Source organism: Mesorhizobium sp. LNHC232B00 (assembly GCF_000502435.1).
Classification (GTDB): Bacteria; Pseudomonadota; Alphaproteobacteria; order Rhizobiales; family Rhizobiaceae; genus Mesorhizobium; species Mesorhizobium opportunistum.
The window spans coordinates 26404-53311 of sequence record NZ_AYWP01000033.1; the positions used below are offsets into that span (position 1 = coordinate 26404).

27 protein-coding genes and 1 pseudogene are annotated in these 26908 nt (G+C 62.8%); 7 read left to right on the forward strand and 21 right to left on the reverse strand.

The features are described 5' to 3' along the window. Nucleotides 1-2 precede the first annotated feature (2 nt). The 8 genes from X743_RS142630 to X743_RS142595 form a co-directional block, all read right to left on the reverse strand. Nucleotides 3-794, reverse strand: a complete 792-nt coding sequence (locus X743_RS142630) for an anti-sigma factor (protein ID WP_023768470.1) — start codon at nt 792-794, stop codon at nt 3-5. Continuing rightward, nucleotides 791-1309 carry an RNA polymerase sigma factor gene (locus X743_RS142625; RefSeq protein WP_013896365.1) on the reverse strand — a complete coding sequence of 173 codons (519 nt, stop codon included), beginning with the start codon at nt 1307-1309 and terminating at the stop codon, nt 791-793. Before X743_RS142625 ends, X743_RS142630 begins: the two co-directional genes overlap by 4 nt. Nucleotides 1310-1472: 163 nt before the next feature. After that, a complete protein-coding gene (locus tag X743_RS142620; protein WP_023768471.1) occupies nt 1473-1889 on the reverse strand; it encodes a type II toxin-antitoxin system VapC family toxin in 417 nt (138 codons plus the stop codon). Continuing rightward, complete coding sequence (locus X743_RS142615; RefSeq protein WP_023768472.1) at nt 1889-2131, reverse strand: type II toxin-antitoxin system VapB family antitoxin; 243 nt, start codon at nt 2129-2131, stop codon at nt 1889-1891. The genes X743_RS142620 and X743_RS142615 overlap by 1 nt, the downstream gene beginning before the upstream one ends. Nucleotides 2132-2179: 48 nt before the next feature. Beyond that, nucleotides 2180-4930 (reverse strand): DUF2339 domain-containing protein, encoded by a 2751-nt coding sequence (locus X743_RS142610; protein ID WP_023768473.1) that lies wholly within the window; start codon nt 4928-4930, stop codon nt 2180-2182. Nucleotides 4931-5024: 94 nt separating this feature from the next. Beyond that, nucleotides 5025-5543, reverse strand: a complete 519-nt coding sequence (locus tag X743_RS142605; RefSeq protein ID WP_023768474.1) for a PaaI family thioesterase — start codon at nt 5541-5543, stop codon at nt 5025-5027. Continuing rightward, nucleotides 5540-6316, reverse strand: coding sequence for a DNA repair protein RecO (gene recO / locus X743_RS142600; RefSeq protein ID WP_013896370.1), 777 nt, complete (start codon nt 6314-6316; stop codon nt 5540-5542). The genes X743_RS142605 and recO overlap by 4 nt, the downstream gene beginning before the upstream one ends. Nucleotides 6317-6449: 133 nt before the next feature. Then, nucleotides 6450-7616, reverse strand: coding sequence for a porin (locus X743_RS142595; protein ID WP_023768475.1), 1167 nt, complete (start codon nt 7614-7616; stop codon nt 6450-6452). A 745-nt stretch (nt 7617-8361) separates the two neighbouring features. Here X743_RS142595 and X743_RS142590 point away from each other — a divergent pair. After that, nucleotides 8362-9165 (forward strand): type II CAAX endopeptidase family protein, encoded by an 804-nt coding sequence (locus X743_RS142590; RefSeq protein WP_023768476.1) that lies wholly within the window; start codon nt 8362-8364, stop codon nt 9163-9165. Nucleotides 9166-9293: 128 nt separating this feature from the next. After that, the gene (locus X743_RS142585) at nt 9294-10799 is read left to right on the forward strand and encodes a winged helix-turn-helix domain-containing protein (protein WP_023768477.1); all 1506 of its coding nucleotides are present in this window, start codon (nt 9294-9296) and stop codon (nt 10797-10799) included. Nucleotides 10800-10873: 74 nt separating this feature from the next. On the opposite strand, the gene era is transcribed toward X743_RS142585, so the two are convergent. From era to rpoZ, 9 genes are all read right to left on the reverse strand, one after another. Then, nucleotides 10874-11878, reverse strand: a complete 1005-nt coding sequence (gene era, locus X743_RS142580; protein ID WP_023768478.1) for a GTPase Era — start codon at nt 11876-11878, stop codon at nt 10874-10876. Continuing rightward, on the reverse strand, nt 11863-12576 hold the full coding sequence (rnc, locus tag X743_RS142575) for a ribonuclease III (protein ID WP_023768479.1): 714 nt from the start codon (nt 12574-12576) through the stop codon (nt 11863-11865). Before rnc ends, era begins: the two co-directional genes overlap by 16 nt. A gap of 2 nt (nt 12577-12578) precedes the next feature. Then, nucleotides 12579-13328: a signal peptidase I gene (gene lepB / locus X743_RS142570; protein ID WP_013896376.1), complete on the reverse strand. Its 750-nt coding sequence runs from the start codon at nt 13326-13328 to the stop codon at nt 12579-12581. 78 nt (nt 13329-13406) lie between these two features. Further along, entirely contained in the window at nt 13407-13820 is a 414-nt protein-coding gene (gene acpS, locus X743_RS142565) for a holo-ACP synthase (RefSeq protein ID WP_023768481.1), read from the reverse strand. Continuing rightward, nucleotides 13817-14416, reverse strand: a complete 600-nt coding sequence (locus tag X743_RS142560; RefSeq protein ID WP_023768482.1) for a DUF2062 domain-containing protein — start codon at nt 14414-14416, stop codon at nt 13817-13819. The genes acpS and X743_RS142560 overlap by 4 nt, the downstream gene beginning before the upstream one ends. A gap of 264 nt (nt 14417-14680) precedes the next feature. Then, nucleotides 14681-15061 (reverse strand): VOC family protein, encoded by a 381-nt coding sequence (locus tag X743_RS142555; protein WP_023768483.1) that lies wholly within the window; start codon nt 15059-15061, stop codon nt 14681-14683. Nucleotides 15062-15076: 15 nt separating this feature from the next. Continuing rightward, a complete protein-coding gene (pyrE, locus tag X743_RS142550; protein ID WP_023768484.1) occupies nt 15077-15655 on the reverse strand; it encodes an orotate phosphoribosyltransferase in 579 nt (192 codons plus the stop codon). An 89-nt stretch (nt 15656-15744) separates the two neighbouring features. Next, entirely contained in the window at nt 15745-17973 is a 2229-nt protein-coding gene (locus tag X743_RS142545) for a bifunctional (p)ppGpp synthetase/guanosine-3',5'-bis(diphosphate) 3'-pyrophosphohydrolase (RefSeq protein WP_013896381.1), read from the reverse strand. Nucleotides 17974-18106: 133 nt separating this feature from the next. Beyond that, entirely contained in the window at nt 18107-18508 is a 402-nt protein-coding gene (rpoZ, locus tag X743_RS142540; RefSeq protein ID WP_013896382.1) for a DNA-directed RNA polymerase subunit omega, read from the reverse strand. A 341-nt stretch (nt 18509-18849) separates the two neighbouring features. On the opposite strand from rpoZ, the gene X743_RS142535 reads away from it, so the two are divergent. Continuing rightward, nucleotides 18850-19431, forward strand: a complete 582-nt coding sequence (locus X743_RS142535) for an NYN domain-containing protein (RefSeq protein WP_013896383.1) — start codon at nt 18850-18852, stop codon at nt 19429-19431. A gap of 11 nt (nt 19432-19442) precedes the next feature. Further along, nucleotides 19443-20099 carry a uracil-DNA glycosylase gene (locus X743_RS142530; RefSeq protein ID WP_023768485.1) on the forward strand — a complete coding sequence of 219 codons (657 nt, stop codon included), beginning with the start codon at nt 19443-19445 and terminating at the stop codon, nt 20097-20099. A gap of 316 nt (nt 20100-20415) precedes the next feature. Here the strand turns inward: X743_RS142530 and X743_RS142525 are convergent, their stop codons facing one another. From X743_RS142525 to dapA, 3 genes are all read right to left on the reverse strand, one after another. Beyond that, nucleotides 20416-21126, reverse strand: coding sequence for a GH25 family lysozyme (locus tag X743_RS142525; protein WP_023768486.1), 711 nt, complete (start codon nt 21124-21126; stop codon nt 20416-20418). A gap of 88 nt (nt 21127-21214) precedes the next feature. Continuing rightward, nucleotides 21215-21694, reverse strand: a complete 480-nt coding sequence (smpB, locus tag X743_RS142520) for an SsrA-binding protein SmpB (protein ID WP_023768487.1) — start codon at nt 21692-21694, stop codon at nt 21215-21217. 25 nt (nt 21695-21719) lie between these two features. Further along, nucleotides 21720-22601, reverse strand: a complete 882-nt coding sequence (gene dapA / locus X743_RS142515) for a 4-hydroxy-tetrahydrodipicolinate synthase (RefSeq protein ID WP_023768488.1) — start codon at nt 22599-22601, stop codon at nt 21720-21722. Between the two features lie 301 nt (nt 22602-22902). On the opposite strand from dapA, the gene X743_RS142510 reads away from it, so the two are divergent. Both X743_RS142510 and X743_RS142505 read left to right on the forward strand, forming a co-directional pair. Then, nucleotides 22903-24963 (forward strand): lytic transglycosylase domain-containing protein, encoded by a 2061-nt coding sequence (locus X743_RS142510; RefSeq protein WP_023768489.1) that lies wholly within the window; start codon nt 22903-22905, stop codon nt 24961-24963. A 206-nt stretch (nt 24964-25169) separates the two neighbouring features. After that, a complete protein-coding gene (locus X743_RS142505; RefSeq protein ID WP_023768490.1) occupies nt 25170-26075 on the forward strand; it encodes an alpha/beta hydrolase in 906 nt (301 codons plus the stop codon). A gap of 45 nt (nt 26076-26120) precedes the next feature. Here X743_RS142505 and X743_RS1000000171305 read toward each other — a convergent pair. Beyond that, nucleotides 26121-26784, reverse strand: a pseudogene (locus X743_RS1000000171305) (site-specific integrase); the annotation flags it as partial. Between X743_RS1000000171305 and X743_RS1000000173150 the strand changes: the two are divergent. Beyond that, nucleotides 26686-26908, forward strand: a 223-nt coding sequence (locus X743_RS1000000173150; RefSeq protein WP_210164644.1) for a hypothetical protein, incomplete at its 3' end; no start/stop codon positions are given. The pseudogene X743_RS1000000171305 and the gene X743_RS1000000173150 sit on opposite strands and share 99 nt — an antisense overlap.

The following is a 26908-nucleotide window of genomic DNA, read 5'->3' on the forward strand; positions in this document are numbered from 1 at the left end:
GCTCAGCTCGCGAGACCAGCCAAAAGCTGGCCATAGGCATTTTTGGCCACGACCGCCAATTGCTCGCGCGGCAGCGAGCCGACGACGGCGCAGCCATAGCCCTTGTCCAGCCAATAGACGGCCTGCGGCCCGTCCTGCGCCGCAGCATAGGTGCCCTTGGCGTTCTCCGTCGATTCCGCGGTGACGAAGAGGGATATGCGCTCACCCTTGTCGTCCTCGTAGAGCAGCATCGCGGCCTTGCTTTCGCCGGCCGGCAGCAGCCGGCCGCCGATCAGTTGAAAACCGTTGGCGGTCAGGTCCGGGGCGACCAGCCTCAAGCCGACCCGATTGGACAGCCAGGTCTGCAAATGATCCTTGTCGCTGGCAGGCACTTCCACGGCATGCCGCTTCTCGGCGGCGAAGATGACATGGGCGGCGATCGCCTGTTCGGCGAGCCTGTCTTCAGCCGGATCCTCCTGCCCGATGCCGTCGATGCCGGCAAAGTAGCCGCCAAATCCGCCCGCGGCCAGAAGCACGGCCGCGGCAGCAGCAAGCCACCAGCGCGAGCGTGGCGCGGCGACCCTGAGCGGTGCCTCGCCGAGCACCACCTTGCGCAAACGCAGGGGTACAGCCTCATCCAGCACACCGCCAAAGGCGGCGCGCAATGCCTCCCGGTCGGCGGTGAAGCGGACGCTCCTGGCCTTCATCTCGGGATTGGCTTCGAGCCAGGCATCGTAGGCGGCACGCTCGTCGGCCGGCAGCTCGCCGTCGAGCGCCATGTGGATGTCACGTTCGGAAAAATCGCGGCGGATCATTTCTCGACGATCCTTATCGTGCGGCGGCGCGCCGTATCATCCAGCAACCCGCGCAATTCCTCACGCCCACGCGCGATGCGTGACATCAACGTGCCGGCGGGCACGCCCAGGATGTTGGCGGCTTCGGCATAGGAAAAGCCCTCGATCGCGACCATGACAAGCGCGGCGCGACGATCGGGGCTGATCGCCTGCAAAGCATTGATGATCTCGCGCGAGGCGATGCCCTCCAACTGTTCGGCCGGCTGGGCAACCGCCTCGCCCGCTTCCAGCGGCAGCATCGCCGCCTCGCCACGGCGGTTCACCTTGCGCATCTGGTCGATGAACAAATGATGCATGATCGTAAACAGCCACCTCCTGGGGCTCTCTCCCGTCTGCCAGTTCTCGAGCCGCAGCAGTGCGCGTTCGAGGCAGTCCTGGACGAGGTCGTCGGCAGAATCGCGGTCGCGCAAAAGCGAGCGTGCGTAGCGGCGCAGGCGCGGTATTTCGCCAAGGATTGCTGCCTTCTTTTCGTCCATGACCGCTGGTTTCTGAGGTCGCCTTTGTTGATCTCGATTGAACGCGCCTTCCCGGCGCGGCGCAAGCGGCCAGCGCGAAGCGGTCCGCCGCCCCGGTCACCCAAGCAATGAGATAACGAGCCCGTCGGCCGATTTATTCCCGGCAATCAACAAGAAAGCCGAATTATCCCAAATCGGTAAACGGGAAATCATTGCCCTTGTAGAGCAGCGGAACATTGAGGCTTTTGGCACAAGCGTAGGCGAAACAGTCGCCGAAATTCAGTTGGGCCTGATGGCCGACAGCCTTGCCATAGCGCCCACTTGCATCAATGGCCTGGGAGCCAATGTCTTCGCCGATGACCACATTTTCCGCGCCAATTTCCACAATGAAACGATCGATCAGATCGCGGGCCCTGAGAAGGGTTTCAGCATCCGGCCTGTGGGAGCCCGTGGCTGCGCGCGCCACTGCCTGCGTCGCCTCGAAACGCACCAGCGCAGATACGTAGAGCGGGCCGGCAAAACCGGAAAGCCGCTTGACCAGTTCCTCCCACCCAGGTTCCCAATTGAGAATTCCGACGATCACCGAGGCGTCGACGAACATCAGTCTTCCCACATCTCGTCGGTGAATTTCTTCATGTCGAAATCGGGGTTGGGCAGGCCAAGCTTCCTGGCCTCGGCTTGCAACCTCGCAATCCGATCGCGAAGCGGCACCGTGGCGCGATTGCGCTCAAGTTCGTGTACCAACGCGATCCGAACCGCCTCCGTTTTGCTCGGGGCGTTGGTCTCGCGCTGCAATTTGGTTGCCAGCGCATCCACCTCATCGTCACGGATGTAGAGCGGCATGGAAATATCCTCCAATGGATATTCATATATTCTACCTTGCATATTCCTTCAAGATGCTACGCTTCCCTCCTTCGCCGCCCGCGTCAAAAGTCGCTGGTAAAACAGACCGATGCCGATCAGCACGGCACCAAGCCCGATAAAGGATAGCGCCCTGAGCACGCCCTCCAGTTCGGACATGTCGAAGAGGAAGACCTTCAGCACGGCGACAGCGATCAGTCCGGCGGAGGCAATGCGCAGCACCTGCGACTTCAGCCAGACGCCGGCGGTGAGCAGCGCCACGCCGATGACCAGCCAGAGCGCCGAATAGGTGTAGGTTTCCAATTGGCCAAGCCCGCTCCACAGGCCGATGAACTCGCCCTTGAACAGGCGCCTCACCGACAGCGTGGCATAGGCAAAGGCAAGCAGCTCCGCCACCAGCGCCAACATCTGCGCATACCATTTCGGCCGCTTGTCCCTGGCGTACAGCGCCAGCCCGCCGGCGGCGACCGCCGGCAGGAGATAGGCGAGGAACAACAGGTTGAACACCGGGATCCGGCCTGTCGATTCGTCCGTGAGCAGCGGATTCAGCACCACGAAATGCCTGACAACGATGAAGGCGACCGAGACCACGCCGACGGCCATCGAACCATAGCGCAGCACCGAACTTGGCGAGCGCATGTCGATGGCGACCAGGATGGCGCCGGCGCCGATCGCGGTCAGCGTGTAGATCGCCTGTTCGGCGAGCGTCATGGCACCCGTGTCGATGACGCCGCCATGCATGGCGTGACGCACCAGCATGGCAACGGTTAGCAGCGCAAACAGCGCCGCGGCCGCTTCCATGGCGAGGCGCGGCCGGCCATCGGTGGTGCGGGCGAGTTGCCAGGCGGCGAAGCCGAAGGCCAGCGCCGGTATCCCGTAACCCGGCAGCAGCCAGTTGAACACCGGTGTGGTGGAGAGAAATTCAGCGCCGACGACTGTCGGATCGAAGGCGACGCGGCCGAGCACCGCGATCACGGCGCCGACAGAAATCCAGCCGAGCGCCGGATAAGAACGCCAGCGTGTCGCCAGCGCCGGTATGATGGCCGCGGCACCCAGCAACATGGTCGTCCAGCCCGAGCCAAAAGCCATGTGCAGCATCAGGAGGCCGGCGATTGCCGCGCCGCCCAAGGCAAATGATACAGCCGTTCCACCCTTGAGCGGCGGCGCTTCGGCCCTTGCGATCCACTCGCCGCCGGCGGCGAAAATCACCACCAGCAGTGCCGCGATGGCGGCGTAAACAAAGTCGCGGTCGAGATTGCCGAAGGTGAACCAGAGCGCCAGCAGGATGACCAGCGGCACGATGACGGCCGATGCCGCCCAGGAGGCGGACCGCGGCCAGGAGGAGGCCGCGAACTTCCGGGCTGCCCAGAAACCGGCGCCAATGAAGACCAGGCCCAGCGCGATGCCGATGCGCCATGTCAGCGCGTTGGAGGTTGCAAGCGGCAGTCCATCGACACCCAATGCGCCGCCCGAAAAATCGGAAGCGATCGAGGTCGGCGGGATGATGCCGAGATAGATCAGCACCGTCGCCAATCCGGCGGCGAAAAGCAGGGGCAGCGCCAGCGGTCGACAGAGCGCGACGGCCACCATCACGGCAAGCAGCACTGCCGCCGGCAAGGCATCGCCGGCGGCGGCGAAGACCGGGTCGACCGACAGGCCCAGCGCCGAGAAGGCGACGAACAGCCCAGGCACGATCGACGGCCAGTCGAAAACCCTGGCCGGTCCGGTCTCGTCGCCACGACGGCCGAGCCAGACAAAAGCGAGCACGGCGAGCGTGGCCGCGTTGATGAACAGGATGGCGGAGAGGTTCGCCCCCGGTGCGTCGGACATGTAGAGGATGGTCCAGATGCCGGTGCCGAAAAAGGCCGCCGCCATCAGCAGCTTCCAATCGCGCATGCGGGCGATGACGCCGATGGCGGCAAGCACGATCGCCAGATAGCCGAACAGCGCCCAGGGATTGGGCGCCTGCGAGGCGATCAGCACGGGCGTCGCCATGGCGCCGACAAGGCCGATGCCCGCCAGCGCCTGGCCGTGGACGAGAGCGGCCGCGATGGTCGCCACACCGATGGCGCCGAGCAGCGTGAAGGCGAGCGCCGGCCCGATGAAACCGTAAATGCCATGGGCGGCGTAGACGGTGCCGAACAGGATGAAGGCACCCGCCGCTGTCAGGATTGCCGGAATGTAGGCGCCCGCGGCGCCTTGCACGGGCATCTTGAAGCCGGTGCGGCGGATGAACTCGCCGCCCGCGACCAGCACCAGCCCGAGCACCGCGGCCATGGTGAGCCGCACGCCGGGACCGAAAATGCCGGCCTCGATGGTGTAGCGGATCAGGAACAACCCGCCCAGCGCCAGCGCGATGCCGCCCACCCAGACCGCCCAGCGGGTGCCGAGCGCCGTTTCGACATCGGATTGGCGGGCGGCTTTCGGCGTTGTGGCATGTTCGGTGGGCTCCGTTGCCTTCGGCTCGCCCGCGGTCCATGGCCCGGACATGATCTCGCCGGACGGAGCTTCCGCTTCTGCAGCGGGCATCGGTGCGGCGGTCGGCTCGCTCACTGCTGCTGGAGCTAGATCGGCCGCTGCCGCCGGCACCGGCGCCGCGTCCTCCTTGCCATCGGTGGCCGCCAGTTCGGACGGCTTGACCGCTGATGGCACGGCGCCTGAAAGCACAAGGCTGCGCAACGCACCAAGTTCGCGCTCGATCAGGCCGATGCGGCCTTGCTGGCGCGAAATGATGACAAACAAGGCGATGATGGCGACAAGGCCGATCAGGCTCTCAAACATGGCGGTTCCCCCAAACCAGGCCAGTTTTCACTGACGTTTCGTCTCACTGACATTCAAATACGGCGGCTAGGCGGCAACTGGACGGCTGGAAAACTCAACGTGCCGCCAGAATGGCGGCTGGAAATATGGAACATGTCTCGGTGCCGAAAGCCAGCAGCTTGCCGCCGGCATCCTTCAGCGTCGCTTCCGAAACGGCAAGCGTACGGCCTTTGTGGACCACCTTGCCTTCGCAGACCACCTCGCCGGTCCTGGGCGTGATCGGCCGTGTCAGATTGACCTTGAATTCCGCGGTCGTATAGGCCTCGCCCTTTTCGAGCAGTGTCTGCACGGCGCAGGCCAAAGCCGAATCGAGAAGCGTCGCCGCCCAGCCGCCATGCACGCTGCCCAGCGGATTGAGGTGACGCTCGCCCGGCATGCCGTGAAAAACAGCGCGCCCTTCCGAGACTTCGGTGAGGGTGAAATTCAGCTGAAATGAGATCGGCGGCGCCGGATATTTGCCATCGACGATGCGCTGCAGCAATTCCAGGCCGGTGTACTCCAGGATGTCGGCGTGCGGGATCGTGCCCAAGCCGAGCGGCGAGACGCGGCCCGGATAGAGTTCAACCTCGCTCATGTGATGATTTCTCTGGCGGCATTCTCTCCGGCAATGGTCTTGCGCGCTGCATGATGCTTGCGCAGTGCGGCAAGAAAGCCGAGGCGGGCATCCGGCTGCTCGATGGCGCGCGGCTCATAGACGTGGCGGGTGAAGAAGAAGCCGGTGAGCCGGAAGGCGTCCTCGACAGCTCCGGGATCCGCGCGCAGGCCGGAACCGCGCTGCAGAAAGGCCGGCAGCGCCAGCATCTTGTCGCGCCACGGCAAGCCTGCTTCACGCGACACCGCGCGCCCCGACTTCGGCGAGACATAGGCGAGGTCCTGTTGCGTGCCGGTGGCGGCGCAGCGGCTGAGATCGAGGCCGAAGCCGAGTTCATCGAGGATCAGAAGCTCGAAGCGTGCCACCAGTTCGCCGGCGGCATCGGCGTCGTCGAGATGGACGATCATCACCGAAAGCGCCTCGTAAAGGCCGCCATGGGCGTCGCGCTCCGGCAGCAGACGCAGATGTGCCGCCATCGTCTGCAATCCGTAGACGGCGATGGCGCTGTCCATCAGCCGCGCGGCGTTCATCTCGATCGGCTCGGCCTGGAAGGTGCCGAGATGCTCGTCAAGACGTGCCCGCCACAAGAGATCGACGCGATTGCCTGGCTGCAGGACAGGCTGCTGCTTGCGCGAACGGCCGCCGCGAACGAGACCGAGATGGCGGCCATGCGTGCGCGTCATCACCTCGAGAATGGCGCTGGTTTCGCCATGCTTGCGGGTGCCGAGAATGATTCCCTCGTCGCGCCATTCCATTTCTAGAGCTTTTCACCGATCGGGTGGCGAAATCAAGATATGGGCTTGCGCCGGAGCCGGCTTTCGCAACAACGCATAAAAAACCGCCCGCAGCGATATGTGCTGCGGGCGGGTGGTGAGGTCAGTCTACCCTTTAGAAGTTGCGCTGGAAGCGGAGAATGCCGCCGACATTGCTCTTTTTGGTGGCACCGGCCCATATGGAGTTCGCCGGGGTGTCATTGCCGACATTCTGGTAGTCGACTTCGGCCGTGACCGTGAAGCCGGGCACAACGGTATAGGCAACGTTAGCGGCGATGCCGAGGTTTTTCCAGTCGTCGTAAGAGACCTGAGCGTTGAACGAGGTCTTGGCGTCGAATTTGTAGGTGCCGCCGCCCCAGATTGCCCAGTTGCCGCCCCACTGCTTGTAGAAGCCGCGACCTTTGGCATCGATGGCGTTGGTCGGATCGGTGAGGTTGTCATCGGTGCCGTAACCACCCATGACGAACAGCGAAAATTCCTTGCTGACGTTCACGTCCAAACGAACCTTGCCGGCAACTTCTTCGTAGTTGCTGTCATACGCGACGACGCCAGTGATCGCACCCCAGTCGCCCTTGTACTTCAAGCCGCCGACGACATGCGGAACATAGCTGTCGATGGTTCCGATCTTGCCGGCGCCTTCTTCGAGCGAGACCAGCCCGGTCAGCCCGTTGCCTGCATCGAAGTAGTACTGAACGACGTTGCTCTCCTGCCCGCCATAGGGCACGATCGTGTCTTGGATGACGTTCCCGGCATAGCCGATGAACGTATCGAAAGCCGTGTCGTCCTTGCCGACGCGCAGGCCGCCGAGCTGAATCCAGGCGAAACGCAGCGAGAGAGACTTGTTGCGGCCTTGCCAGTCGTCGGCATTGCTGGCTTTTTGATTGAGATAATCACCTGAGCTGTTGCCGTAGTTGAAGCGGGTCTCGGTGTAGGTCTTCAGGGTACCGAGTTCGGTCTCCTGACCGGTCCAGGTCTTCAGCGTGAAGCGGGTGTTCTTGTAATAGGTCGAATGCGTGTCGCCGACGCTCTGATGGTCAGGGACATGGTTGACACCATCGAACGTGCCGGCGTCGCCGACGCCAATGTCATAACGGACATAGCCGCCGATGCGCAGGCAGGTCTCGGTGCCCGGGATGTAGAAGTAGCCGGCGCCGTAGACGTCGCAGATCTTGACGTATTCGGCCGGTTCCGGCTCGGCGACGACGACAGCGTCCGCGGCGCGCGCGCCGGATACCGCGATCAGTGCCGCGGCTGAGCCGAGAAGGAGGCTCTTGATGTTCATTTTCTGACCTCTCCAGTCAAAGTTAAAAATGGCTTCGGATTTGTGGCTGGCGGATATGTTTTCCCGCCTCATCCCCACAACGAAAAAGGCTCGCACCGCGTCCCCTTTTCGCGGCGAACATACCCATCAATCGTCCGCCTTCAATGACGGTTTCGTAAATAACGTCGATTCCATTAACAGAATAATCCTGTGTTGCACAAATAACACTTGCCATTTTAGCGAATGGCACAATCGGAACAACGTCATATATTCAATATATATTCGGATAATTTCCTGGCTAAATAGCTGTATACGCATGGTACCGCCACAAAACACCGGAACTCGTGAGGCCATGCCTGTTCCAAATTACTAATACGCAGCTGTTTTTTTGCCCCACGCATCGCCAGGCGACATTCGTCCCTTCGGCAACGCCGACGGCCCTGGCATCTGCGGCGATACGGTCGGGAGGCCGTCCGGCAAGACTGTGAGATGGCGCCAATCGGGACGCGGTGCCCGGTAGCAGTCCGTGGCCGGATTCCACATCGGCTCCGCCCCGGCTGCCGAGCAATAGGCCAGCCCTTCAGAAATGTCGGAAATATTTCAGAAACTGCTCGGGATTTTTGGCGGCACAAGAAGCAATAAGGGCAGGTCGGCCAGAGCGGTCGATCAACGGCCGGACACATTAGGCTCGTTTCCACATGCAGGTCGACCGATCGGGCAGCCCGGCGACTTCTCCTGACCAATCTGCCCGTCGAGAGGACCTGACATGATTTCCCTCCTGAGCACGGTGCGAAGGCACCAACTGACCACCTTCTTTTCACTGGCGCTTGGCCTGACCTGGCTGGGCTTCATCCCGTTCTGGCTGTCGAATGGCGACAGTATTCCCTGGTTTACGTTTGGCCCGATGGCCGCCGGCTTCATCGTCGCCTCTCTTTCCGGAGGTTGGACTTCAGTCAAGGCGATCCTCGCCTCGATGGTAAAGTGGCGGGTGAATCCGACATGGTACCTGGTGGCCTTCGGCCTGCCGTTCGCAACACAGCTGACTTCCATCATGATCAATCCGCTATTTGGCGCCGCAGCACCAGCCTGGGCCAATATTCCAGCCTTTTCCGAGATGGTGCCGATCATCGCGCTCTACGCCATCTTCAGCGGCCCGCTCGGAGAGGAGCCCGGTTGGCGGGGCTTTGCGACATCACGTCTGCTCGCCAGTCATTCGGCGCTGGCCGGCAGCCTGATCCTCGGCGTGATCTGGGCAGTCTGGCACTTTCCGCTTGGGCTGGTCGGCGACCTCAGCCTGTACGGCACGATCAATGTCTTGCTGGCTGCCGTGGTCTTCACATGGCTCTACCAGAATACCGGCAGCGTGCTTCTCGCCTTCATCATGCACCTCACCCACCAGAACAGCGTGCGCTTCCTGGGCCAGGTGTTCACGGGCGGCGACTACGTACAGCAGCAATGGCTCGGTGTCGGCATTTGGGCAGTCATCGCGGTCATCATTGTCGCCCACTATGGCACGGAAAGTTTCGTGCGCAGGCCAAAGATGCGGTTTGCCGTCGCCGGCACAGTCTAACGCAAACGCAATTGTCGCGGCGACCGAAGCCAGGCGCTGCGTCTTTCTGGCGATGAAAGTGCACTGGCCCTTGACCCAGCCCGCTCGCCGTAGCCCAATGCCGGCATGGCTTCAGGAGCGGGCCTTTGATGGCGGTCTCGGCCACCGGTCAGGTTTTTCAATTCGGCGGTTTTACGCTCGATCTGGGCAAAGGCACGCTCAGCCGGGCCGACCAGCCGGCCTTCCTGCGCCCGAAAGCCTACGCGTTGCTGACCCACCTTGCCTGCCACATCGGCCGCGTGGTGCCGAAATCGGAGCTGATGGATACGGTCTGGCCTGGAGTTTTCGTCACCGAGGATTCGCTGACGCAGTCGGTGCGCGAAATTCGTAAGGTGCTGGGTGAGGAACGGGTGCGGACGGTGTCGAAACGCGGCTACATGTTGGTGCCGGAGACGGAAGCAGTACCCGAATCCGGTGCACAGCCAATCGTGGCGGTGCTGAGATTTCGCAACGACGGCGCGGTCCCAGCCAATCAGGAGATTGTCGACGGTTTTGCAGAAGACATCATCAATGGCCTTGCCCGCTTCGGCACGGTGACAGTGCTGGCGCGCAATTCGAGCTTTTCGTTCGCCTCTCATTCGCCCGCCGAGTGGCCAGCCATCCGCTCGCGCATCGGCGCCGATTATCTCGTTGAAGGCTCGGTGCGGCGACAAGCGGAGCGCATCATCGCCGCGGTCAGTCTGGTCGATGCCGCCAATTCAGCGCAGCTCTGGGGCGATCGCTACCAGGCCGAGGCTGCCGGGCTGTTCGCGATCCAGCAGGACATCGTCGAGCAGATCGTCGGTCGGCTGGTGGTCAAGGTCAGCAATGCCGGACTGACGCGCGCCTCGCGGCGGCCGGTGACCAGCCTCGCCTCCTATGAGTTGGTATTGCGAGGCGTCGCCTTGATGCGCGACCCGGCGCAAAGCGACCTGAAGGCAGCTGCGGCACTGTTCGAGGCGGCGATTTCGAAGGATCCTTCCTATGGGCTCGCCCACACGTATTTGGCGCTGTCCCATGTGCTGAACAGCGAATTCGGACCCACCAGCAGTTCCGTGCTGGCAAAAGCCCGCGATCTTGCGGAAAGGGGTATCGCGCTGTCTCCCGACCAGGCGACGGCGCACCGCATTCAGTCGCTGGTCCGGCTCAGCATGCGCGACCATCCGGCCGCCGAGCATCATTTGCGGATCGCGCTCGAGCTTAATCCTGGCGACGCCGAATGCATCGAGCAGATGGGCCATCTTCTGACGATGCGCGGCCGACCGCTCGAGGCGCTCAGCTGGCTGGCGCGCGCCATCAGGATCGACCCGCTCAATCCTCACTGGTACCAATACGATCGATCGCTGGCGCTCTACATGCTGGGCGAATACCGGCCGGCCGCGGAGGCATTGGAACTGGCGACGCGGCCAACGCCGTGGATCCGCACGCGCCTGGCCGCCTGCTATGCGCAACTCGGCAATATGGAGGCGGCAACACGCCAGGCGGCGTTGATCAATGCCGGTGGCTTCGATTTTTCGCCGGTCGACTATGCGACAACAGTGGTCCCGTTCGAAAACGCCGTCGACGCGGAGCATCTTGTCAATGGCGTATTGCTGGCGCTGGGACGGCGACGTTAGATCCGGTGCCGTTATCTCACAGCTTATATGGCGTGGCGACCAACCAGCTGACGAGCGCTGTGTCGATTTCGACCTTAATGCGGGAACTCCAGTCCCATCTCGCGGTAGCGCTCGGGATCGTCACCCCAGTTTTCGCGCACCTTCACGAACAGGAAGAGGTGCACCTTCTGCTCGAGAATGCCCGCGATTTCCATGCGCGCCGCCTGGCCGATGGCGCGGATGGTCTCGCCCTTGTGGCCGAGCACGATCTTCTTCTGGCTGTCGCGCTCGACATAGATGGTCTGGTCGATGCGCACCGAACCGTCCGGCTTCTCTTCCCATTTCTCGGTCTCGATATGGGAGGAATAGGGCAATTCCTGATGGAGCCGCAGATACAGCTTTTCGCGCGTGATCTCAGCTGCGAGCTGGCGCATCGGCAGGTCCGAAATCTGGTCTTCCGGATAGTACCAGGGGCCGGCCGGCAGCGCCTGCGCCAGATAGTCGAGCAGGTCCTTGCAGCCGGAACCGGTCAACNAGTACCAGGGGCCGGCCGGCAGCGCCTGCGCCAGATAGTCGAGCAGGTCCTTGCAGCCGGAACCGGTCAACGCCGAGACCATGAAGGTGCGCTTGAACGGCACTTTCTCATTCGCCGCCGCGGACAGGGCCAGAAGCGTCTCGTGCTTGACCCGGTCGACCTTGTTGAGGATCAGCGCCATCGGCTGGCGCACGTCCTTCAACCGTTCCAAGATGGCGTCGGCATCCCCCCGGATGCCGCGCTCGGCATCGATCAGCAGCAAGACGATGTCGGCGTCCTTGGCGCCGCCCCAGGCGGTGGTGACCATTGCCGTGTCGAGCCGCCGCTTGGGCTTGAAGATGCCGGGCGTGTCGACGAAGACGATCTGCGCATTGTCATGCGTGGCGATGCCGCGCACGATGGCACGTGTCGTCTGCACCTTGTGGGTGACGATCGACACCTTCGCGCCGACCAACTGGTTGACGAGCGTCGACTTGCCAGCATTGGGCGCGCCGATCAGCGCGACAAAACCGGAGTGCGTGGCGGGGGGTTCAGCAGTTTCGATATCGGTCATGCCGCGTTCCATACACCTTCGCGCAGCAGAAGGGCAGCCGCGGCCGCCTGCTCCGCCTCGCGCTTGGAACGGCCGCTGCCGACTGCCGGCTGAAACGCGCCGACCCTGACGCTGACCGTGAACAGCGGGTCGTGGTCCGGCCCCTCGCGGCTGTCGATCTGGTAGGCGGGAACCGCACTCGCCGCCTGATGCGCCCATTCCTGCAATTCGGTCTTGGCGTCGCGGCGCGCCGCGCCCGAAGCCTGCGAACGCGGCAGCCAGTATTTGTGGATGAAAGCCCGCGCCGCCTCCAGGCCACCGTCGAGATAGAGCACGGCGATCAGCGATTCCAAGGCGTCGGCGCGCAGATTGACGCGCTTGCGCCCATCGAGCCCGCGTATATCCGATCCGGCGCGGATCAAGTCCGGCAGCCCGATATGTTCAGCAATGTCCGAAAGCGCCTCGGCGTTGACCAGCGCGTTGAGCCGCAGTGACAGCTCGCCTTCCGCCGCATCGGGAAACGCGGCCAGCAGCATGTCGGCGACGACCAGGCCGAGAACGCGGTCGCCGAGAAACTCGAAGCGCTCGTAATCGATGCCGGCATTGGCCCCACGGGCACTGGCATGCGTGAGCGCGCGCTGCAGGCGCTGGCGGTCGGCAAAGGCATGGCCCGTGCGTTCCACAAGCGCTTCGGCGAGCGCATCGGCGGTCAGGCGTTTTGCCGCTGCCATCCCTAATTGACGAAGTGGAACAGGCGCGACGCGCGCATCAGCGACGGCCATTTCCAGATTTCGAGTGGGCTTGCCTTGCCGGCGATCGAGAAGAAAACGAGATTGGCGCGGCCAACCAGGTTTTCCGCCGGAACATAGCCGACCGTGAAACGACTGTCGGCGGAGTTGTCCCGGTTGTCGCCCATCATGAAATAATGGCCGGGCGGCACGTCGAATTCGCGGGTGTTGTCGCCGATCGAATTCGGCGACAGGTCCAGCGTGTCGTAGCTGACACCATTAGGCAGGGTCTCACGATAGACGTCGATCGGATAATCCTTTTCCGTGACGTCGGGATTATCGATCTGGCCGGTCTTCACACGCGGCACGCCCACGCCATTGATGAACAACTGGCCGTCCTTCATCTGGATCTTGTCGCCGGGCAGGCCGACCACGCGCTTGATATAGTCGACGGAAGGGTCCGGCGGGAACTTGAACACCACGACATCGCCGCGCTTGGGCTCGGAGCCCCAGATGCGGCCAGAAAAAATATCGGGGCCGAAAGGCAGCGAATAGCGCGAGTAGCCGTAGGACCATTTGGTGACGAACAGATAGTCGCCTTCCAGGAGCGTCGGCCGCATCGATCCCGATGGGATCGAAAAGGGCTGGAACAAGAGCGTGCGGATGACCAGGGCGAGCAAAAGCGCCTGGACGACGACGCTGACGGTTTCGCCAAGCCCGCCGGATTTCTTCTGGGATTTATCAGCCACGCTCATGTCGTCCTCGATTGTGCGTTGGATGGTATAGAGTCTCGGCGCGCGCTGGGCAACGTCAATGCCGGTCGTCAGAGGCAATCAATGTGGCGCTTCTTCGACGGGCAACGCTTCGATGATCACAAAGGCTTGAGCGAGCGGGAAATCATCCGTGATGGTGAGGTGGATCGCCGCGCGATGTCCCCGGGGCAGGATCTTTTCCAGCCGCGCCAGTGCGCCGCCAGTCAGCGCCATCGTCGGCGCCCCGCTGGGCAGGTTGACGACACCCATGTCGCGCCAGAAGACGCCTTGCGCCAGACCCGTTCCCAAGGCCTTGGCGCAAGCCTCCTTGGCAGCGAAGCGCTTGGCGTAGGAGGCCGCGCGGGCGCGCCGGTTTTCCGAACGCGCCTGTTCGACCTCGGTGTAGATTCTCTGGACGAAGCGCTGGCCGTGGCGCTCCAGCGACTTCTCGATGCGCCTGATATCGATCAGGTCACTGCCGATGCCAATGATCATCGTGCGGCGGAGCCGATGCTTCCCGTGGGATGGGACGATTGGCCATGACGGCGTGCGCGCTCGGCAAGGCGCTTGCGACGCTGTTCGCGGAAAGCGTTCATGCCCCAGCGCGTGATGCCGTAGAACAAGAGGCCAAACACCAGCCCGAGCGGCACGGCGCCGATCAGCATGGGTTCCAGCACGGGGTGCCACAGCTTCGCAAACGAAAGCGTATGCATCATGTCGCCCAGTTGCGCGGGCGGCCCGTGCTTGGGCAGGCGCTCATGCAGGATCAGCTTGCCGGTTTCCCAGGAGGCACCCCACAACAGGGGAAAGGTCAACGGATTGCCGAAGAAAACCGCGCCGAGGGCAGCCGCCACCAGATTGCCGGCGATCAGCCAGCACACGATAGCGGCAATGGCGAAATGGAAGCCCACCGGGAAAAACGATGCAAAGACGCCGGCGGCGACCCCGGCCGCCACAGCGTGCGGCGTGGCCTTCAGCCGCAGGATACGCTTGGAGAAATACTGCAGCGAGCGTGAAAACGAGCGGCGCGGCCACAGATAGGTACGCACCCGCTCGAGAAGACCATCCGGCTTGCGGCGACGAAAAAGCACTCTTTCCTATTCCCGGTAACGTACAGCTTACATACCGGCTGCTTCCAGCCCGGCTTCGACCGCCATATCTTGCGCTTTGCGGCCGCCTAAAGGCAATCGCGACTTTGATATAGCCATGCGCACCCCCGACAACAACCAAATGCCATCCGAACTGCGGCCATACAGCCTATAATCCTGGTAAGGTTCGCCTCCTCCAACACCGGACAATCACGGCGAATTTGAGAAGGGGCGTCGGCTTTTTGTCGCAGCCCAACGCTTGCAATCCTACCGCAGGTATTCGCTGACCTCGACAAGATTGCCGTCGGGGTCGCGGAAATAGACCGACATCATCGGGCCGCGGGCGCCGGTGCGTTCGACCGGCCCCAGCTCCACCACCACAGTGTTTGCCTCGAGACTGGCGATGATTTCGCCGAGCGGGCGATCGGTGATCAGGCAGAAATCGCCGGATCCGGCCCTCGGCAACCTAGCCTTCGGTTCGAAAGTGCGACCGATCTCGTGGACATTGATCTTCTGGTTGCCAAAAGCCAGCGCTGTCGGCTGGCCCGGCGTATCGATGCGCTCAAAACCCAGTACGCGCTGATAAAAGGCGCAGGTCGCGTCGAGCGACGCCACCGTCAAAACAAAATGATCGATCCCGACGATCATCTCGACCTCCCGTCGTCAGATGTTGCGGCTGCCGGGCTTGATTGCCGGTATGGCGGCAAGCTCCGGCGGCAACCGGTCCGCAGGATAGGCCGGGACCTCATACTCGGCCAGCGCGATCAGCGGCACACCGACATGGGTCTTGCCGGCCGAACGGTCGATGATGCAGGCGGCGGCGACCACTTCGGCGCCAAGCTCGCGCAGGCAGTCGATGGTTTCGCGGATCGACAGGCCGGTGGTGACGATGTCCTCGACAATGACGACACGCGCCCCGCGCGCGATCTCGAAGCGACGCAAGCGGAACTCGCCCCCTTCCCGCTCGACCCAGATCGCCGGCACGCCAAGATGGCGCGAGGTCTCGTAAGCCGGGATCAGGCCACCGATCGCCGGGCCGACGACATAGTCGATCTTGCCCGGCACCGCCGCGCGGATCTTTGTCGCCAGCGCCTCGCACAGCCGCTCGGTCTTGTCGGCATGCATGAACACGCGCGCCTTCTGCAGGAAAACCGGGCTGCGCAAGCCGGACGTCAAGATGAAATGCCCCTCCAGAACAGCACCTGCCTCGCGGAAAATGCCCAGCACTTCATCGGTGTTCATTGTTCGCTCCAGTGAGTAGTGAGTAGTGAGTAGTGAGTAGAGGGTAGGGTAGAGGGTAATGCACTTCCTTCACCATTCACTACTCACTATCACCCATTCACACGCCGTGCGTCGCTGACGCTCGAATTGTCCTTGAGCTGCGACAGCAGCCGGTTGAGATGCTTCAGATCCCAGACCTCGAGATCGATCAGCATTTCGGTGAAGTCGGGTGCCGTGCGCACCATCGACAGCGTATGGATGTTGGCGTCGTTGGAGGCAACGACCTGGGCGATGTCGGCGAGCGATCCCGGCGCGTTGATGGCGGTGACCGAGACACGCGCGGGAAACCGCTCCTTGGTGCGTTCGTCAATGTCCCAGCGCACGTCGATCCAGCGCTCGGGCTGGTCGTCGAAGGCCTGCAGCGCCGGCGACTGGATCGGATAGATGGTGATGCCGGTGCCCGGCTGGACGATGCCGACGATGCGGTCGCCAGGCACGGCGCCTTCCGGCGCGAAGCGCACCGGAAGATCGCCGCGCACGCCGCGGATGGGAACTGCACCGTCGCGCGGCTGGTCCTTGTCCTTGCGCGCGGCGCGGCCCGGTATCTGGAACAGCATGCCGGCGGCATTGCGGATCTTCGACCAGCCCTCCTCGCGCTGTTTGGGCGCGGCCGGCGTGACGCGCTCGTCCTTGTAGTCGGGGAACACCGCCTTCATGACGTCGGTCGAGGCCAGTTCGCCGCGACCGACCGAGGCCAGGACATCCTCGATGTCCTTGCGCGCCAGCCTGTGCAGCACCGGCTTCAGGCTATCCTTGGTGAAAGTCTTGCCGGCCCGTTCGAAGGCCCGCTCCAGAATGCGCGCGCCAAGGCCCGAATACTGCTTGCGGATGGCGTTCTTGGTGGCCCGGCGGATGGCGGCGCGCGCCTTGCCGGTGACGACGACCGATTCCCAGGCGGCAGGGGGCACCTGCGCCTTGGAGCGGATGATCTCGACCTCGTCGCCATTCTTCAGTTCCGTCATCAACGGCATGATGCGGCCGTTGACCTTGGCGCCGACACAAGTGTCGCCGACATCGGTGTGCACCGCATAGGCGAAGTCGATGGGCGTGGCGCCGCGCGGCAACGCAATCAGCATCCCCTTCGGCGTGAAACAGAACACCTGGTCCTGGAACAGCTCCAGCTTGGTGTTTTCGAGGAAATCCTCGGGATTGTCGCCTTCGGCGAGTTGTTCGATGGTGCGCCGCAGCCAGGCATAGGCGTTGGTTTCCTTCGAGATCGCGGGGGCGGCACCGTTCACCTTGCCGCCGGTATCCTTGTAGATGGAATGGGCGGCGACGCCATATTCGGCGATCTTGTTCATCTCGCGGGTGCGTATCTGCAGTTCGACACGCTGGCGCGAAGGGCCGACGATGGTGGTGTGGATCGAGCGGTAGTCGTTCTGCTTCGGCGTCGAGATGTAATCCTTGAAGCGGCCGGGAACCATCGACCATGTGGTGTGGATGGCGCCGAGCGCACGATAGCAATCCTCGACCGTATCGACGACGACGCGGAAGCCGAAAATGTCGGACAGCTGCTCGAAAGACAGCGCCTTGGCCTCCATCTTGCGGAACACAGACCACGGCTTTTTCTGGCGGCTTTTGACGCCGGCATTGATCGCATGCTTCTCGAACAGCGTAGACAGTGCCTTTTCAATGTCGGTCAGCACGCCCTTGTTGCGCTCGAAGATCTCGGCAAGCCGCGCGGTGACGGCGCGGTAGGCTTCCGGATTGATGAAGCGGAAGGCGATCTCCTCCAATTCCTCGCGCATACCTTGCATGCCCATGCGCCCAGCCAGCGGCGCATAGATGTCCATGGTCTCCTCGGCAATGCGCAGGCGCTTGGCCTCCGGCATATGGTCGAGGGTGCGCATGTTGTGCAGGCGGTCGGCGAGCTTGACCAGAAGCACGCGGACATCCTCCGAGATGGCCAGCAGCAGCTTGCGCAGGTTTTCCGCCTGCTCGGCCTTCTTCGACACGAGGTCCAGCTTCTTAAGCTTGGTCAGGCCCTCGACCAGCTTGCCCATTTCGGGGCCGAACAGGTCGTCGATCTCGGCCCGCGTCGCCGTGGTGTCCTCGATTGTGTCATGCAGCAGGGCGACCGCGATGGTCGCCTCGTCCATGTGCATTTCGGTGAGGATGGCCGCGACTTCGAGCGGATGCGAAAAATAGGGATCGCCGGAAGCGCGCTTCTGGTGGCCATGCTTCTGCATAGCATAGACATAGGCCTTGTTGAGCAATGCCTCGTTGACGTCAGGCTTGTAGCGCTGGACGCGCTCGACAAGCTCATACTGACGCATCATGGGCGGAATCTCTCGGCGATGAAATGAATCATGCGCCGCACTGCTGTACGGCGCATGTCATAGATAACCACGAAACTGCCAGGACGGAAGTGCGGAAGATTATTCCAGCACCCCCCGGAACAGAAGCTCGCTCTTAGTAGTCGTCGCTCTTTTCCGGCGGCACCAGACCCTCGATGCCGGCCAGCAGGTCTTCCTCGGTCATCCGGTCGAACGTGACATTCTCCTCGGCGTCGTCGGTGTCTGCGGCCGCAACGGCACCACCGGTCTGGTCGGCAATCACTTCGCCATCGGCCTCGGGCTCATCGACCTCGACATGCTTCTGCAGCGAGTGGATCAGATCTTCCTTGAGATCGTCGGGCGACAGCGTCTCGTCGGCGATCTCGCGCAAGGCGATGACCGGGTTCTTGTCGTTGTCGCGCGGCACGGTGATCTGCGCGCCCTGGCTGATCTGGCGAGCGCGGTGGCCAGCAAGCAGCACCAGCTCGAAGCGGTTGTCGACCTTGTCGATGCAATCTTCAACGGTTACGCGGGCCATGGATTGCCCCTTTCATGCCTGGATTTGACGGAAAACAGGCGCGGTCCATAACCCGAACGCCGCCGAAATACAAGCTTCTTGGCAATGGCGGCGCTGTTGGGTGCTCAATCCCCTGTTTAGACATTGGATTTGGCAAAGTCGGGGGATTTGGCAAAGTCGGGCCGCCTCCTTCGTTCGGTGCAGCGATCACAATTGCTTGCAGTGCTCCATCACGCCTTGGATTGCCACCAAACTGGCGTTATCTCGGATGGACAAGGTCAGCCGGTTTATTATGAGCCTGACCGGTAGTCGCTACCGCATTTCGTTTAGACGGCCCGCATTTTCGAAAAGGAATATTTTCCATGTTCGACCCTCGTGAAAAGATCGCCCTATTCATCGACGGTGCCAATCTCTACGCCACGTCGCGGGCGCTCGGCTTCGACATCGACTATCGCAAGCTCTTGTCGAGCTTCCAGAAGCGCGGCTATCTCCTGCGCGCCTATTATTACACGGCGCTGGTGGAGGATCAGGAATACTCGTCGATCCGCCCTTTGATCGATTGGCTCGACTATAACGGCTTCAAGGTGGTCACCAAACCCGCCAAGGAATTCACGGACTCGACCGGCCGCCGCAAGATCAAGGGCAATATGGACATCGAGCTCACGGTCGACGCGCTGGAGCTCGCCGATGTCGTCGACCACTATGTCATCTTTTCCGGCGACGGCGACTTCCGCACGCTGGTCGAGGCGCTGCAGCGGCGTGGCCGGAAGGTGTCGATCGTCTCGACCATGGCCTCGCAGCCGCCGATGATATCGGACGACCTGCGCCGCCAGGCCGACCATTTCATCGACCTTGTGACGCTGAAGAACGAGGTCGGCCGCGATCCCTCGGAGAGGCCCGTGCGCCGGCCCGAGCCGGCCGAAGTCGACGAGGACGACTACTGAGGCCGGTCGCCTTGACGGCCCTTTCCGCTTCCGAGCCGGACCGCGACTGCCCGCTCTGTCCACGGCTGCACGACTTCATCGCCGAATGGCGGCAGCGCGAGCCGTCCTGGTTCAACGCGCCGGTACCGACTTTCTTGCCGCCGGAAGGTGACGCCGCGGTTCGATTACTGATCGTCGGGCTGGCGCCCGGCCTGCGCGGCGCCAACCGCACCGGGCGTCCCTTCACCGGCGACTATGCCGGCGACCTGCTCTACTCGACGCTGATCGCGCACGGTTTTGCACGTGGCGAGTTCAAGGCCCGGCCCGATGACGGTCTGGAGCTTGTCGGCACGGCGATCACCAACGCGGTGCGCTGTGTGCCGCCGGAGAACAAACCCGTGGGCGCCGAGATCGCCACTTGCCGGACGTTCCTGGTGCCGACGATCGCCCGCTTCCCCAATTTGCGCGCCGTGCTCGCGCTGGGATCGATCGCGCACCAGTCGACAGTGCGCGCGCTGGGCGAGCGTGTCGCCGCCTACCCGTTCAAGCATGGCGGGCAATTGCCGGCCGGCGGCATCACGCTGTTTTCCAGCTATCACTGCTCGCGCTACAACACCAATACGGGTGTGTTGACGGAAGCGATGTTCGTCAAGGTTTTCAGCGAGATCGCGGAATTCCTGCGGGAATAGCGCGATTCCGGACGGGAAACCGTTTCACAATTTTTCTGGAATTGCGTCAGAACCCTCCAGCACGATCTTGCCCTTTGCCTGCCCCTCTCGATCAGCGCGTGAGCACGCTTTAGATTGGCGGCATTGATGGGACCGAACGTCTCACCCAGTGCGGCTTGAGGCGGTGGCGGCAGCGACCGGCAAAGCTCACACCGGCAGCAGTGCGTCCGGTTCCACGTCGCCGATCGAGGCATAGGTAAGTGCCACCGCAATCGTCATTGGATTCAATGACATGGCTCGGCTTGTGAAGAAACAGATTCGGGCGCGCGCCAACACCTCAATGCGCGGATGCAAGCAGCGCCGCCAATCTCTCCTGCCCGCCTTGGAGAACGTTCAGGTCGACATCGCCCGCGATCCCGTCGACGCGGCCCCTGTTGTGATACTGCCAATAGACCCAGTCGTGGCGGTCCGGCTCGACGAGCAGCGAGCGAAGCCAGAGCGGACGAGCCGCGATCTGCCCGGCATAGGCTGCCTCGGCCTCATCCGTCAGATAGACGATCGCCGGCTTGCCGAACGCTGCCTCGACAGGTCCGAGGAAGGCCTGGAGTTCGGCATTCAACTGTTCGGGCGACGGGCGCTGCGGACAATTGCCGCCGAACTCGACGTCGACGACCGGCGGCAGCAAGGGCTGATCGCGTGGCACGACCGAGATGAAGTTCTTCGCCTGATCGGCGCCGGGCCGGCAGAAGGTGAAGAAATGATAGGCGCCGACGACTAGGCCGGCCGCGCGAGCCTCCCGCAGATTCCGATCAAAGGCATCATCGACATGATCGCCGCCCTCGGTCGCCTTGATGACGGCAAAGGTGACATCGTCGGCGGCAACGCGCCGCCAGTCGATCTGGCCCTGATGATGGGAAACATCGATGCCCCTGAGCGGATATTTGCCGCGGTCGGGAGAATAGCTCTGAAAGTAGAAGAAGCCGCCGGCGACAATGAGGGTTGCAAGAACCAGGCTAACCGATCCCCAGAGGATGATCCGGTTCTTCAAGACTGTCTCCTCCGGTATCAGCTTGGCTCCACTGCTCGCACCTGAAGGCCAAACGCTTGGCTTTTCCAGGGCTATCGCCCGATGTTTCTCACCCGCGCTCCTTCAAGAGCCGGCCCTTTTCACGCGACCAGTCGCGCTGTTTCTCGGTCTCGCGCTTGTCGTGCAGCTTCTTGCCGCGACCGACGGCAAGCAGCAGCTTGGCGCGGCCCTGGTCGTTGAAATAGATTTTCAGCGGCACCAAGGTCATGCCTTCGCGGTCGACACTCTGCGCCAGCTTTGCCATCTCGCGCTTGTTGAGCAGGAGTTTGCGGCGCCGCCTGGGCTCGTGGTTGAAGCGGTTGGCCTGCAGATATTCCGGCAGGTAGGAGTTGATCAGCCAGATCTCGCCGCCCTCGACCGAAGCGTAGCTGTCCTGGATGTTGGCCTGGCCCTGGCGCAACGACTTGACCTCGGTGCCGGTCAGCACAAGGCCGGCCTCGATCGTGTCGAGCACCTCATAGGAAAACCGCGCCTTGCGGTTTTCCGCAACGGTCTTGTTGTTGGGATCGGCTTTTCTGACTTGATTCATGATGCGGAGAGGTGGCGCCTCATCCCTAATTAATCAAGCCGGCGTGCTTCATGGCCGCATCGATCTTTTCGGCTGTCGAAGGCTCGATCGTAACCAACGGCGAACGCAACACGTTCTCGACCTTGCCGAGCTTCGACAGCGCGTATTTGGCGCCGGAAACGCCGGGCTCGATGAAAATGGCCTTGTGCAGCGGCAACAGACGGTCCTGCAATTCCAGCGCCTTGGCGCTGTCGCCGGAAAGCGTCGCTTCCTGGAACTCGGCACAGAGCCGCGGCGCGACATTGGACGTCACCGAGATGCAGCCGACGCCGCCATGCGCGTTGAAGCCGAGCGCGGAGGCATCCTCGCCCGAAAGCTGAATGAAATCCTTGCCGCAAGTCATGCGCTGCTCGGAAACACGCTCGACCTTGCCGGTGGCATCCTTGACGCCGACGATGTTCTTGAAGTCATGCGCCAGCCGTCCCATCGTCTCCGGCATCATGTCGATGACCGAGCGCGGCGGGATGTTGTAGATGATGATCGGCAGCTTGGTCGCCCTGGCGACGGCGGCGAAGTGCTCGTAGAGCCCGCGCTGCGTCGGCTTGTTGTAATAGGGCGTGACCACCAAAGCGGCATCGGCGCCGGCCTTCTCGGCATATTGCACGAGGCCGACGGCCTCTTCGGTGTTGTTGGAACCGGCGCCTGCGACGACCGGAGCGCGGCCCTTGGCCACCTCGATGCAGACCTTGACGACGTGGCGATGCTCGTCATGCGACAGCGTCGGCGACTCGCCCGTGGTGCCGACCGGGACAAGGCCCGCCGTCCCCTCGCCGAGCTGCCATTCGACAAACGCGCGAAAGGCTTTCTCGTCGAAACGCCCGCTCTTTTCGAACGGTGTCACGAGCGCAGTAAGCGAGCCTCTCAGCATATCGTCCAACTCCTTGGGACTTCTTTGTTTGTGCATGTCGTTGTCCCAAAACCGGTAACCACTTTTGGGCGACATGCATCGGTGTTTTGTCGATCGGTTTGTCGTGCGCGCCTTCTAGCCGAAAGCGAAGCGGCGCACCATAGTCTCGACATGGTTGCGCGGCAAGCATTGCCGTGGTGCCAGCAAGCGCAATTCGAACGGCCTCGATAAGCTTTTGTTTACGAGCCCTTCACGACCTAAGTTTAGGCTTCGAGGCATCTTCGCCTGCTGGCAAATGCCAGAGCAAGGAAAGACATAGATCATGCCGGCCAATCGGCCCCATTTCTTCGCGCTGCTTGGCGCCATTGCCGTGCTGGTGCCCGGCGTGGCGATCGGCGGCAGCGTCGATGTGCGGGTCACCTCGGCCATCCCCATGCCGGATCTGCAAGACCAGAACCTGCAAGACCCGAACCGGCAAGACGAGGCGCAGCAGGATCCCTCCCCCAGCGTCGCCCTGCTGAAAAGAGGGCTGGATGCGCTGGCGGCCGGTGATATTCCCCGCGCTCGCGGCGTGCGTGACGCCCTGCCCGCTCACGCACTCGACCAGCACATTCTGGCCTGGGCAATCGCGCTTTATGGCGGCGACAAGGTACCGAGCGGCGATATCGCCAACGCCGCGAAGGTGCTGCCCAACTGGCCGGGCACGGCTGCCCTGCGCAAGAACAGCGAGCGCGCTCTTTATCGCGAAAACCCCGCCCCCGACATCGTCGTCCGGGCGTTCGATGGCAGCCAGCCGCAGACATTCGAAGGCGTGATGGTTTTAGCCCGTGCCTACGTGGCATCCGGCGATATCAAGGCGGCGCGCTCGGTGCTGTCGCCGTTCTGGCGCACGGCAGTCCTGGAAGCCAAGGACGAGACGGCGCTGATCAAGGAGTTCGGCGGCCTGATCCCTGCCGCCGACCATCGCTTTCGCATGGAGCGCATGTTCTATGCCGACAGGGTGAATTCCGCCCTGCGCGTCGCCGGCCTTGCCGGCGCCCAGCAGCTGGCGGACGCCTGGGCCGCCGCCGACAGGGGCGACAAGAACACGCCGAAACTGCTCAAGGCAGTGCCGGTGGCGCAGCGTTCGGCCGGTTATTTCTTCGCCCAGGCCGAGTATTTGCGCAAGCAGGAGGATCTTGCCGGCGCCGCCGCCATTGTCATGAAGGCGCCGACGGACCGCGAGGCACTTGTCGATCCGGATGCCTGGTGGGTCGAGCGCCGGGTGCTGTCGCGCGAACTGGTCGACCAGGGCGACATGAAGATGGCCTATCGGATCGTCGCCATGCATGCCGCAGAAAGTGCTGCTAATGCGGCGGAAGCCGAATTCCATGCCGGCTGGTATGCGTTGCGCGGCCTGAACGACCCCAAGCTTGCCGCAACGCATTTCACGCGCATCGCCGACCTTGCCCAGGGGCCGATGACCCTGTCGCGCGCTTATTACTGGCTCGGCCGTGCCGCGGAAGTCGGCGGCCCCGGCAATGCCAAGGACTATTTTGGGCGCGCAGCTGACTATGGCACGACTTTTTACGGCCAGCTTGCCGCCGAGCGTGTCGGCCGGCAGGCGCTGAATATCGTCTATCCCTCGCCAAGTGCGGCCGACCGGCAGAGTTTTGCCGGCCGTGAAGCGGTGAGCGCCATCAAGCGCCTGCAGGAGGCAGGCTATGATCGCTATGCCGAAACGCTCTATCGCGATCTTGCCGGACAGTTGACCAGCCCCGGCGAACTGGCACTGCTCGCTGTCCTTGCCGAGAAGCAGGACAACCATTTCATGGCGTTGAAGGTCGGCAAGATCGCCGGCGCCCGCGGCATCGATGTCGGCGCGCTGTCGCATCCGCTCGGCGTCATTCCCGATTCGGCCAATATTTCCGGTTCGGGCAAGGCGCTGGCCTATGCGATCGCTCGCCAGGAAAGCGAATTCAACGTCGGCGCCGTCTCCAGCGCGGGAGCACGCGGGCTGCTGCAGCTGATGCCGGGAACCGCCAGGCAATTGGCGAAGAAGGCCGGATTGCAGTTTTCGCAGACACGGCTGACCACCGATGCCGGCTACAACGCCACGCTTGGCTCGGCCTTCCTTGGCGAACAGCTCAACCGCTTCAACGGCTCCTATGTGCTGACCTTCGCCGGCTACAATGCCGGTCCGGCCCGGGCCAGCCAATGGGTGGCGAAATACGGTGACCCGCGCGGCAAGGACATCGATGCCGTGGTGGACTGGATCGAGCGGATTCCTTACACGGAAACAAGAAGTTACGTGCAGCGCGTGATGGAGAATTACGAGGTCTACAAGATGCGTATTTCCGGTAAATACGACATTGTAGGCGATCTGGTGAACGGACGGAGTTGACGGCAAGCACACCGTCGCCAAAGTTGCCGATCTCCCCCCTTGCGGGGGAGATGCCTGGCAAGGCAGAGGGGGGNCCCCCCTCTGGCCTGCCGGCCATCTCCCCCGCAAGGGGGGAGATTGGCAGCTTCGGCGTCGCGCCTTCTATTTGACCGCTCCTGCACTCATCTGTAGCAGTCGGAAACAAGCCGGCCAGGAGTCTTTTTCCGATGTCGAACCACGAAGGCTTTTCCGACTTCTTCTACGCCGCGTCCGATGGGCTCAGACTTCATGCGCGCGTCTATGGCGAAGCGAATTCCGGACACTGGCCGGTCGTCTGCCTGCCTGGCCTGACCCGCAACGCGCGGGATTTTCACGAGCTGGCGCTGCGTCTGTCGACAGGACCCAATCCACGCAAGGTGGTTGCCTTCGACTATCGCGGACGTGGGCAGTCGGCCTACGATCCCGATCTCAGCCACTATAATGTCGGCGTCGAGGCCGGCGACGTGCTTGCCGGGCTGGCAGCGCTCGGCATCGAGGAGGCCGCCTTCATCGGCACCTCGCGCGGCGGGCTGATCATCCATGTGCTCGGCGCCCTGCGGCCAGCCGCGCTGAAAGCCATTGTTCTAAACGACATCGGGCCGGTGATCGAGCCGGCAGGCCTCGCGCATATCCAGTCCTATCTCGAGCGCGCGCCGAAGCCGAATACCGTCGCCGAGGTAACGAATGCGCAGCGCAGCGTTCACGGCAAGGATTTCCCCCTGCTCACCGACGCCGACTGGACCCGGATGGTAGGGGCGCTCTACCGCGAGACGGATCAAGGGCTGTTGCCGGACTTTGATCCGAAACTGGTCGACACGGTCGCCAGTCTCGACCTGTCTCAGCCATTGCCGGACCTGTGGCCGCAGTTCGATGCGTTGGCGGCGATCCCCTTGCTCGCCATACGCGGCGCCAATTCGAGATTGCTGTCGGTGGACACGCTGCGGCGGATGCGAGAGCGCCATCCGATGATGGATACGATCACGGTCGAGGGCCAGGGTCACGCCCCTTTTCTCGAAACCGGCAGCTTGCCCGACGACATCGAGGCTTTTCTCGCCCGTGCGGAAAGGCAGGGAGGCTCGAAGCAAGAAGCCTAGGGTCAAATCTTGACCCCATGAATTGCGGCCGCCCGCCCCATTGCACCGAGGCGTCTCCAGCACAGTGACGCAGCCGTCGAGATCGTTGGTGGCGAGATGCGCGTAACGCATGGTCATCGACAGGGTCTGACGGCCGAGCCACATCTGCACGCGCGTGATGTCGATGCCTGCCCTGGACAAGTCGCGAGGCGCAGGTGTGACGCAGGATGTGCGGCACGACCTGGTCGTCGGCGCCAAGTCCGACCTCGGCTTTCGCCTCGTTCCAGACGGCACGGAACCGTGCCTGGCTGAGCTTGGTGAATGGGCCTTTCGGCCGACGGCCTTCGGCCGGAGGCAGCTTGATCACCTCCTTGACCCGCTCAGTCATCGGGATGGTGCGGCTGCGGCCGGATTTGGTGATCCAGAAGGAGACGCGATGCTCCTGGATGTCGTTCCAGATCAGCCCCAGCGCCTCGCCGAGACGGCAGCCGCTATCGACCAGGAAGACGGAAAGCCTGTAGGCATCCTCGCTGCGGCTCTTGATAGCGGTGAATAGCCGCGCCTCTTCGTCCCGATCCACGAAACGAATCCGCCCCGCCCGTTCCTTCTGGCGACGGAACTCGGGCAGGCTGTGAATATCCCCCATCTTGTAAGCCTTGCGCAGCAGTTTGCTGAGGGCAGCCATCTTTCGATTGATGGTTGCGTTGCTGTTGCCGCGCTGGCGCAAGGTGACATCCTGCTTCGCGGGGAGGTCTGGGCTTGTCCTGCGAAGCTCGAAGAGCGCTGCCCTTCCCGAGAGATGGGTGACAGTTCATTCCGGATAGATGGGTTACACTTTCGGCCCTTTGCAAGGA

Bases quoted from the DNA above. Each gene is read 5' to 3' on its own strand.
- X743_RS142630 (WP_023768470.1), bottom strand. From the start codon at position 794: ATGATCCGCCGCGATTTTTCCGAACGTGACATCCACATGGCGCTCGAC.
- X743_RS142625 (WP_013896365.1), bottom strand. From the start codon at position 1,309: ATGGACGAAAAGAAGGCAGCAATCCTTGGCGAAATACCGCGCCTGCGC.
- X743_RS142620 (WP_023768471.1), bottom strand. From the start codon at position 1,889: ATGTTCGTCGACGCCTCGGTGATCGTCGGAATTCTCAATTGGGAACCT.
- X743_RS142615 (WP_023768472.1), bottom strand. From the start codon at position 2,131: ATGCCGCTCTACATCCGTGACGATGAGGTGGATGCGCTGGCAACCAAA.
- X743_RS142610 (WP_023768473.1), bottom strand. From the start codon at position 4,930: ATGTTTGAGAGCCTGATCGGCCTTGTCGCCATCATCGCCTTGTTTGTC.
- X743_RS142605 (WP_023768474.1), bottom strand. From the start codon at position 5,543: ATGAGCGAGGTTGAACTCTATCCGGGCCGCGTCTCGCCGCTCGGCTTG.
- recO (WP_013896370.1), bottom strand. From the start codon at position 6,316: ATGGAATGGCGCGACGAGGGAATCATTCTCGGCACCCGCAAGCATGGC.
- X743_RS142595 (WP_023768475.1), bottom strand. From the start codon at position 7,616: ATGAACATCAAGAGCCTCCTTCTCGGCTCAGCCGCGGCACTGATCGCG.
- X743_RS142590 (WP_023768476.1), top strand. From the start codon at position 8,362: ATGATTTCCCTCCTGAGCACGGTGCGAAGGCACCAACTGACCACCTTC.
- X743_RS142585 (WP_023768477.1), top strand. From the start codon at position 9,294: ATGGCGGTCTCGGCCACCGGTCAGGTTTTTCAATTCGGCGGTTTTACG.
- rnc (WP_023768479.1), bottom strand. From the start codon at position 12,576: ATGGCAGCGGCAAAACGCCTGACCGCCGATGCGCTCGCCGAAGCGCTT.
- lepB (WP_013896376.1), bottom strand. From the start codon at position 13,328: ATGAGCGTGGCTGATAAATCCCAGAAGAAATCCGGCGGGCTTGGCGAA.
- acpS (WP_023768481.1), bottom strand. From the start codon at position 13,820: ATGATCATTGGCATCGGCAGTGACCTGATCGATATCAGGCGCATCGAG.
- X743_RS142555 (WP_023768483.1), bottom strand. From the start codon at position 15,061: ATGATCGTCGGGATCGATCATTTTGTTTTGACGGTGGCGTCGCTCGAC.
- pyrE (WP_023768484.1), bottom strand. From the start codon at position 15,655: ATGAACACCGATGAAGTGCTGGGCATTTTCCGCGAGGCAGGTGCTGTT.
- X743_RS142545 (WP_013896381.1), bottom strand. From the start codon at position 17,973: ATGATGCGTCAGTATGAGCTTGTCGAGCGCGTCCAGCGCTACAAGCCT.
- rpoZ (WP_013896382.1), bottom strand. From the start codon at position 18,508: ATGGCCCGCGTAACCGTTGAAGATTGCATCGACAAGGTCGACAACCGC.
- X743_RS142535 (WP_013896383.1), top strand. From the start codon at position 18,850: ATGTTCGACCCTCGTGAAAAGATCGCCCTATTCATCGACGGTGCCAAT.
- smpB (WP_023768487.1), bottom strand. From the start codon at position 21,694: ATGAATCAAGTCAGAAAAGCCGATCCCAACAACAAGACCGTTGCGGAA.
- dapA (WP_023768488.1), bottom strand. From the start codon at position 22,601: ATGCTGAGAGGCTCGCTTACTGCGCTCGTGACACCGTTCGAAAAGAGC.
- X743_RS142510 (WP_023768489.1), top strand. From the start codon at position 22,903: ATGCCGGCCAATCGGCCCCATTTCTTCGCGCTGCTTGGCGCCATTGCC.
- X743_RS142505 (WP_023768490.1), top strand. From the start codon at position 25,170: ATGTCGAACCACGAAGGCTTTTCCGACTTCTTCTACGCCGCGTCCGAT.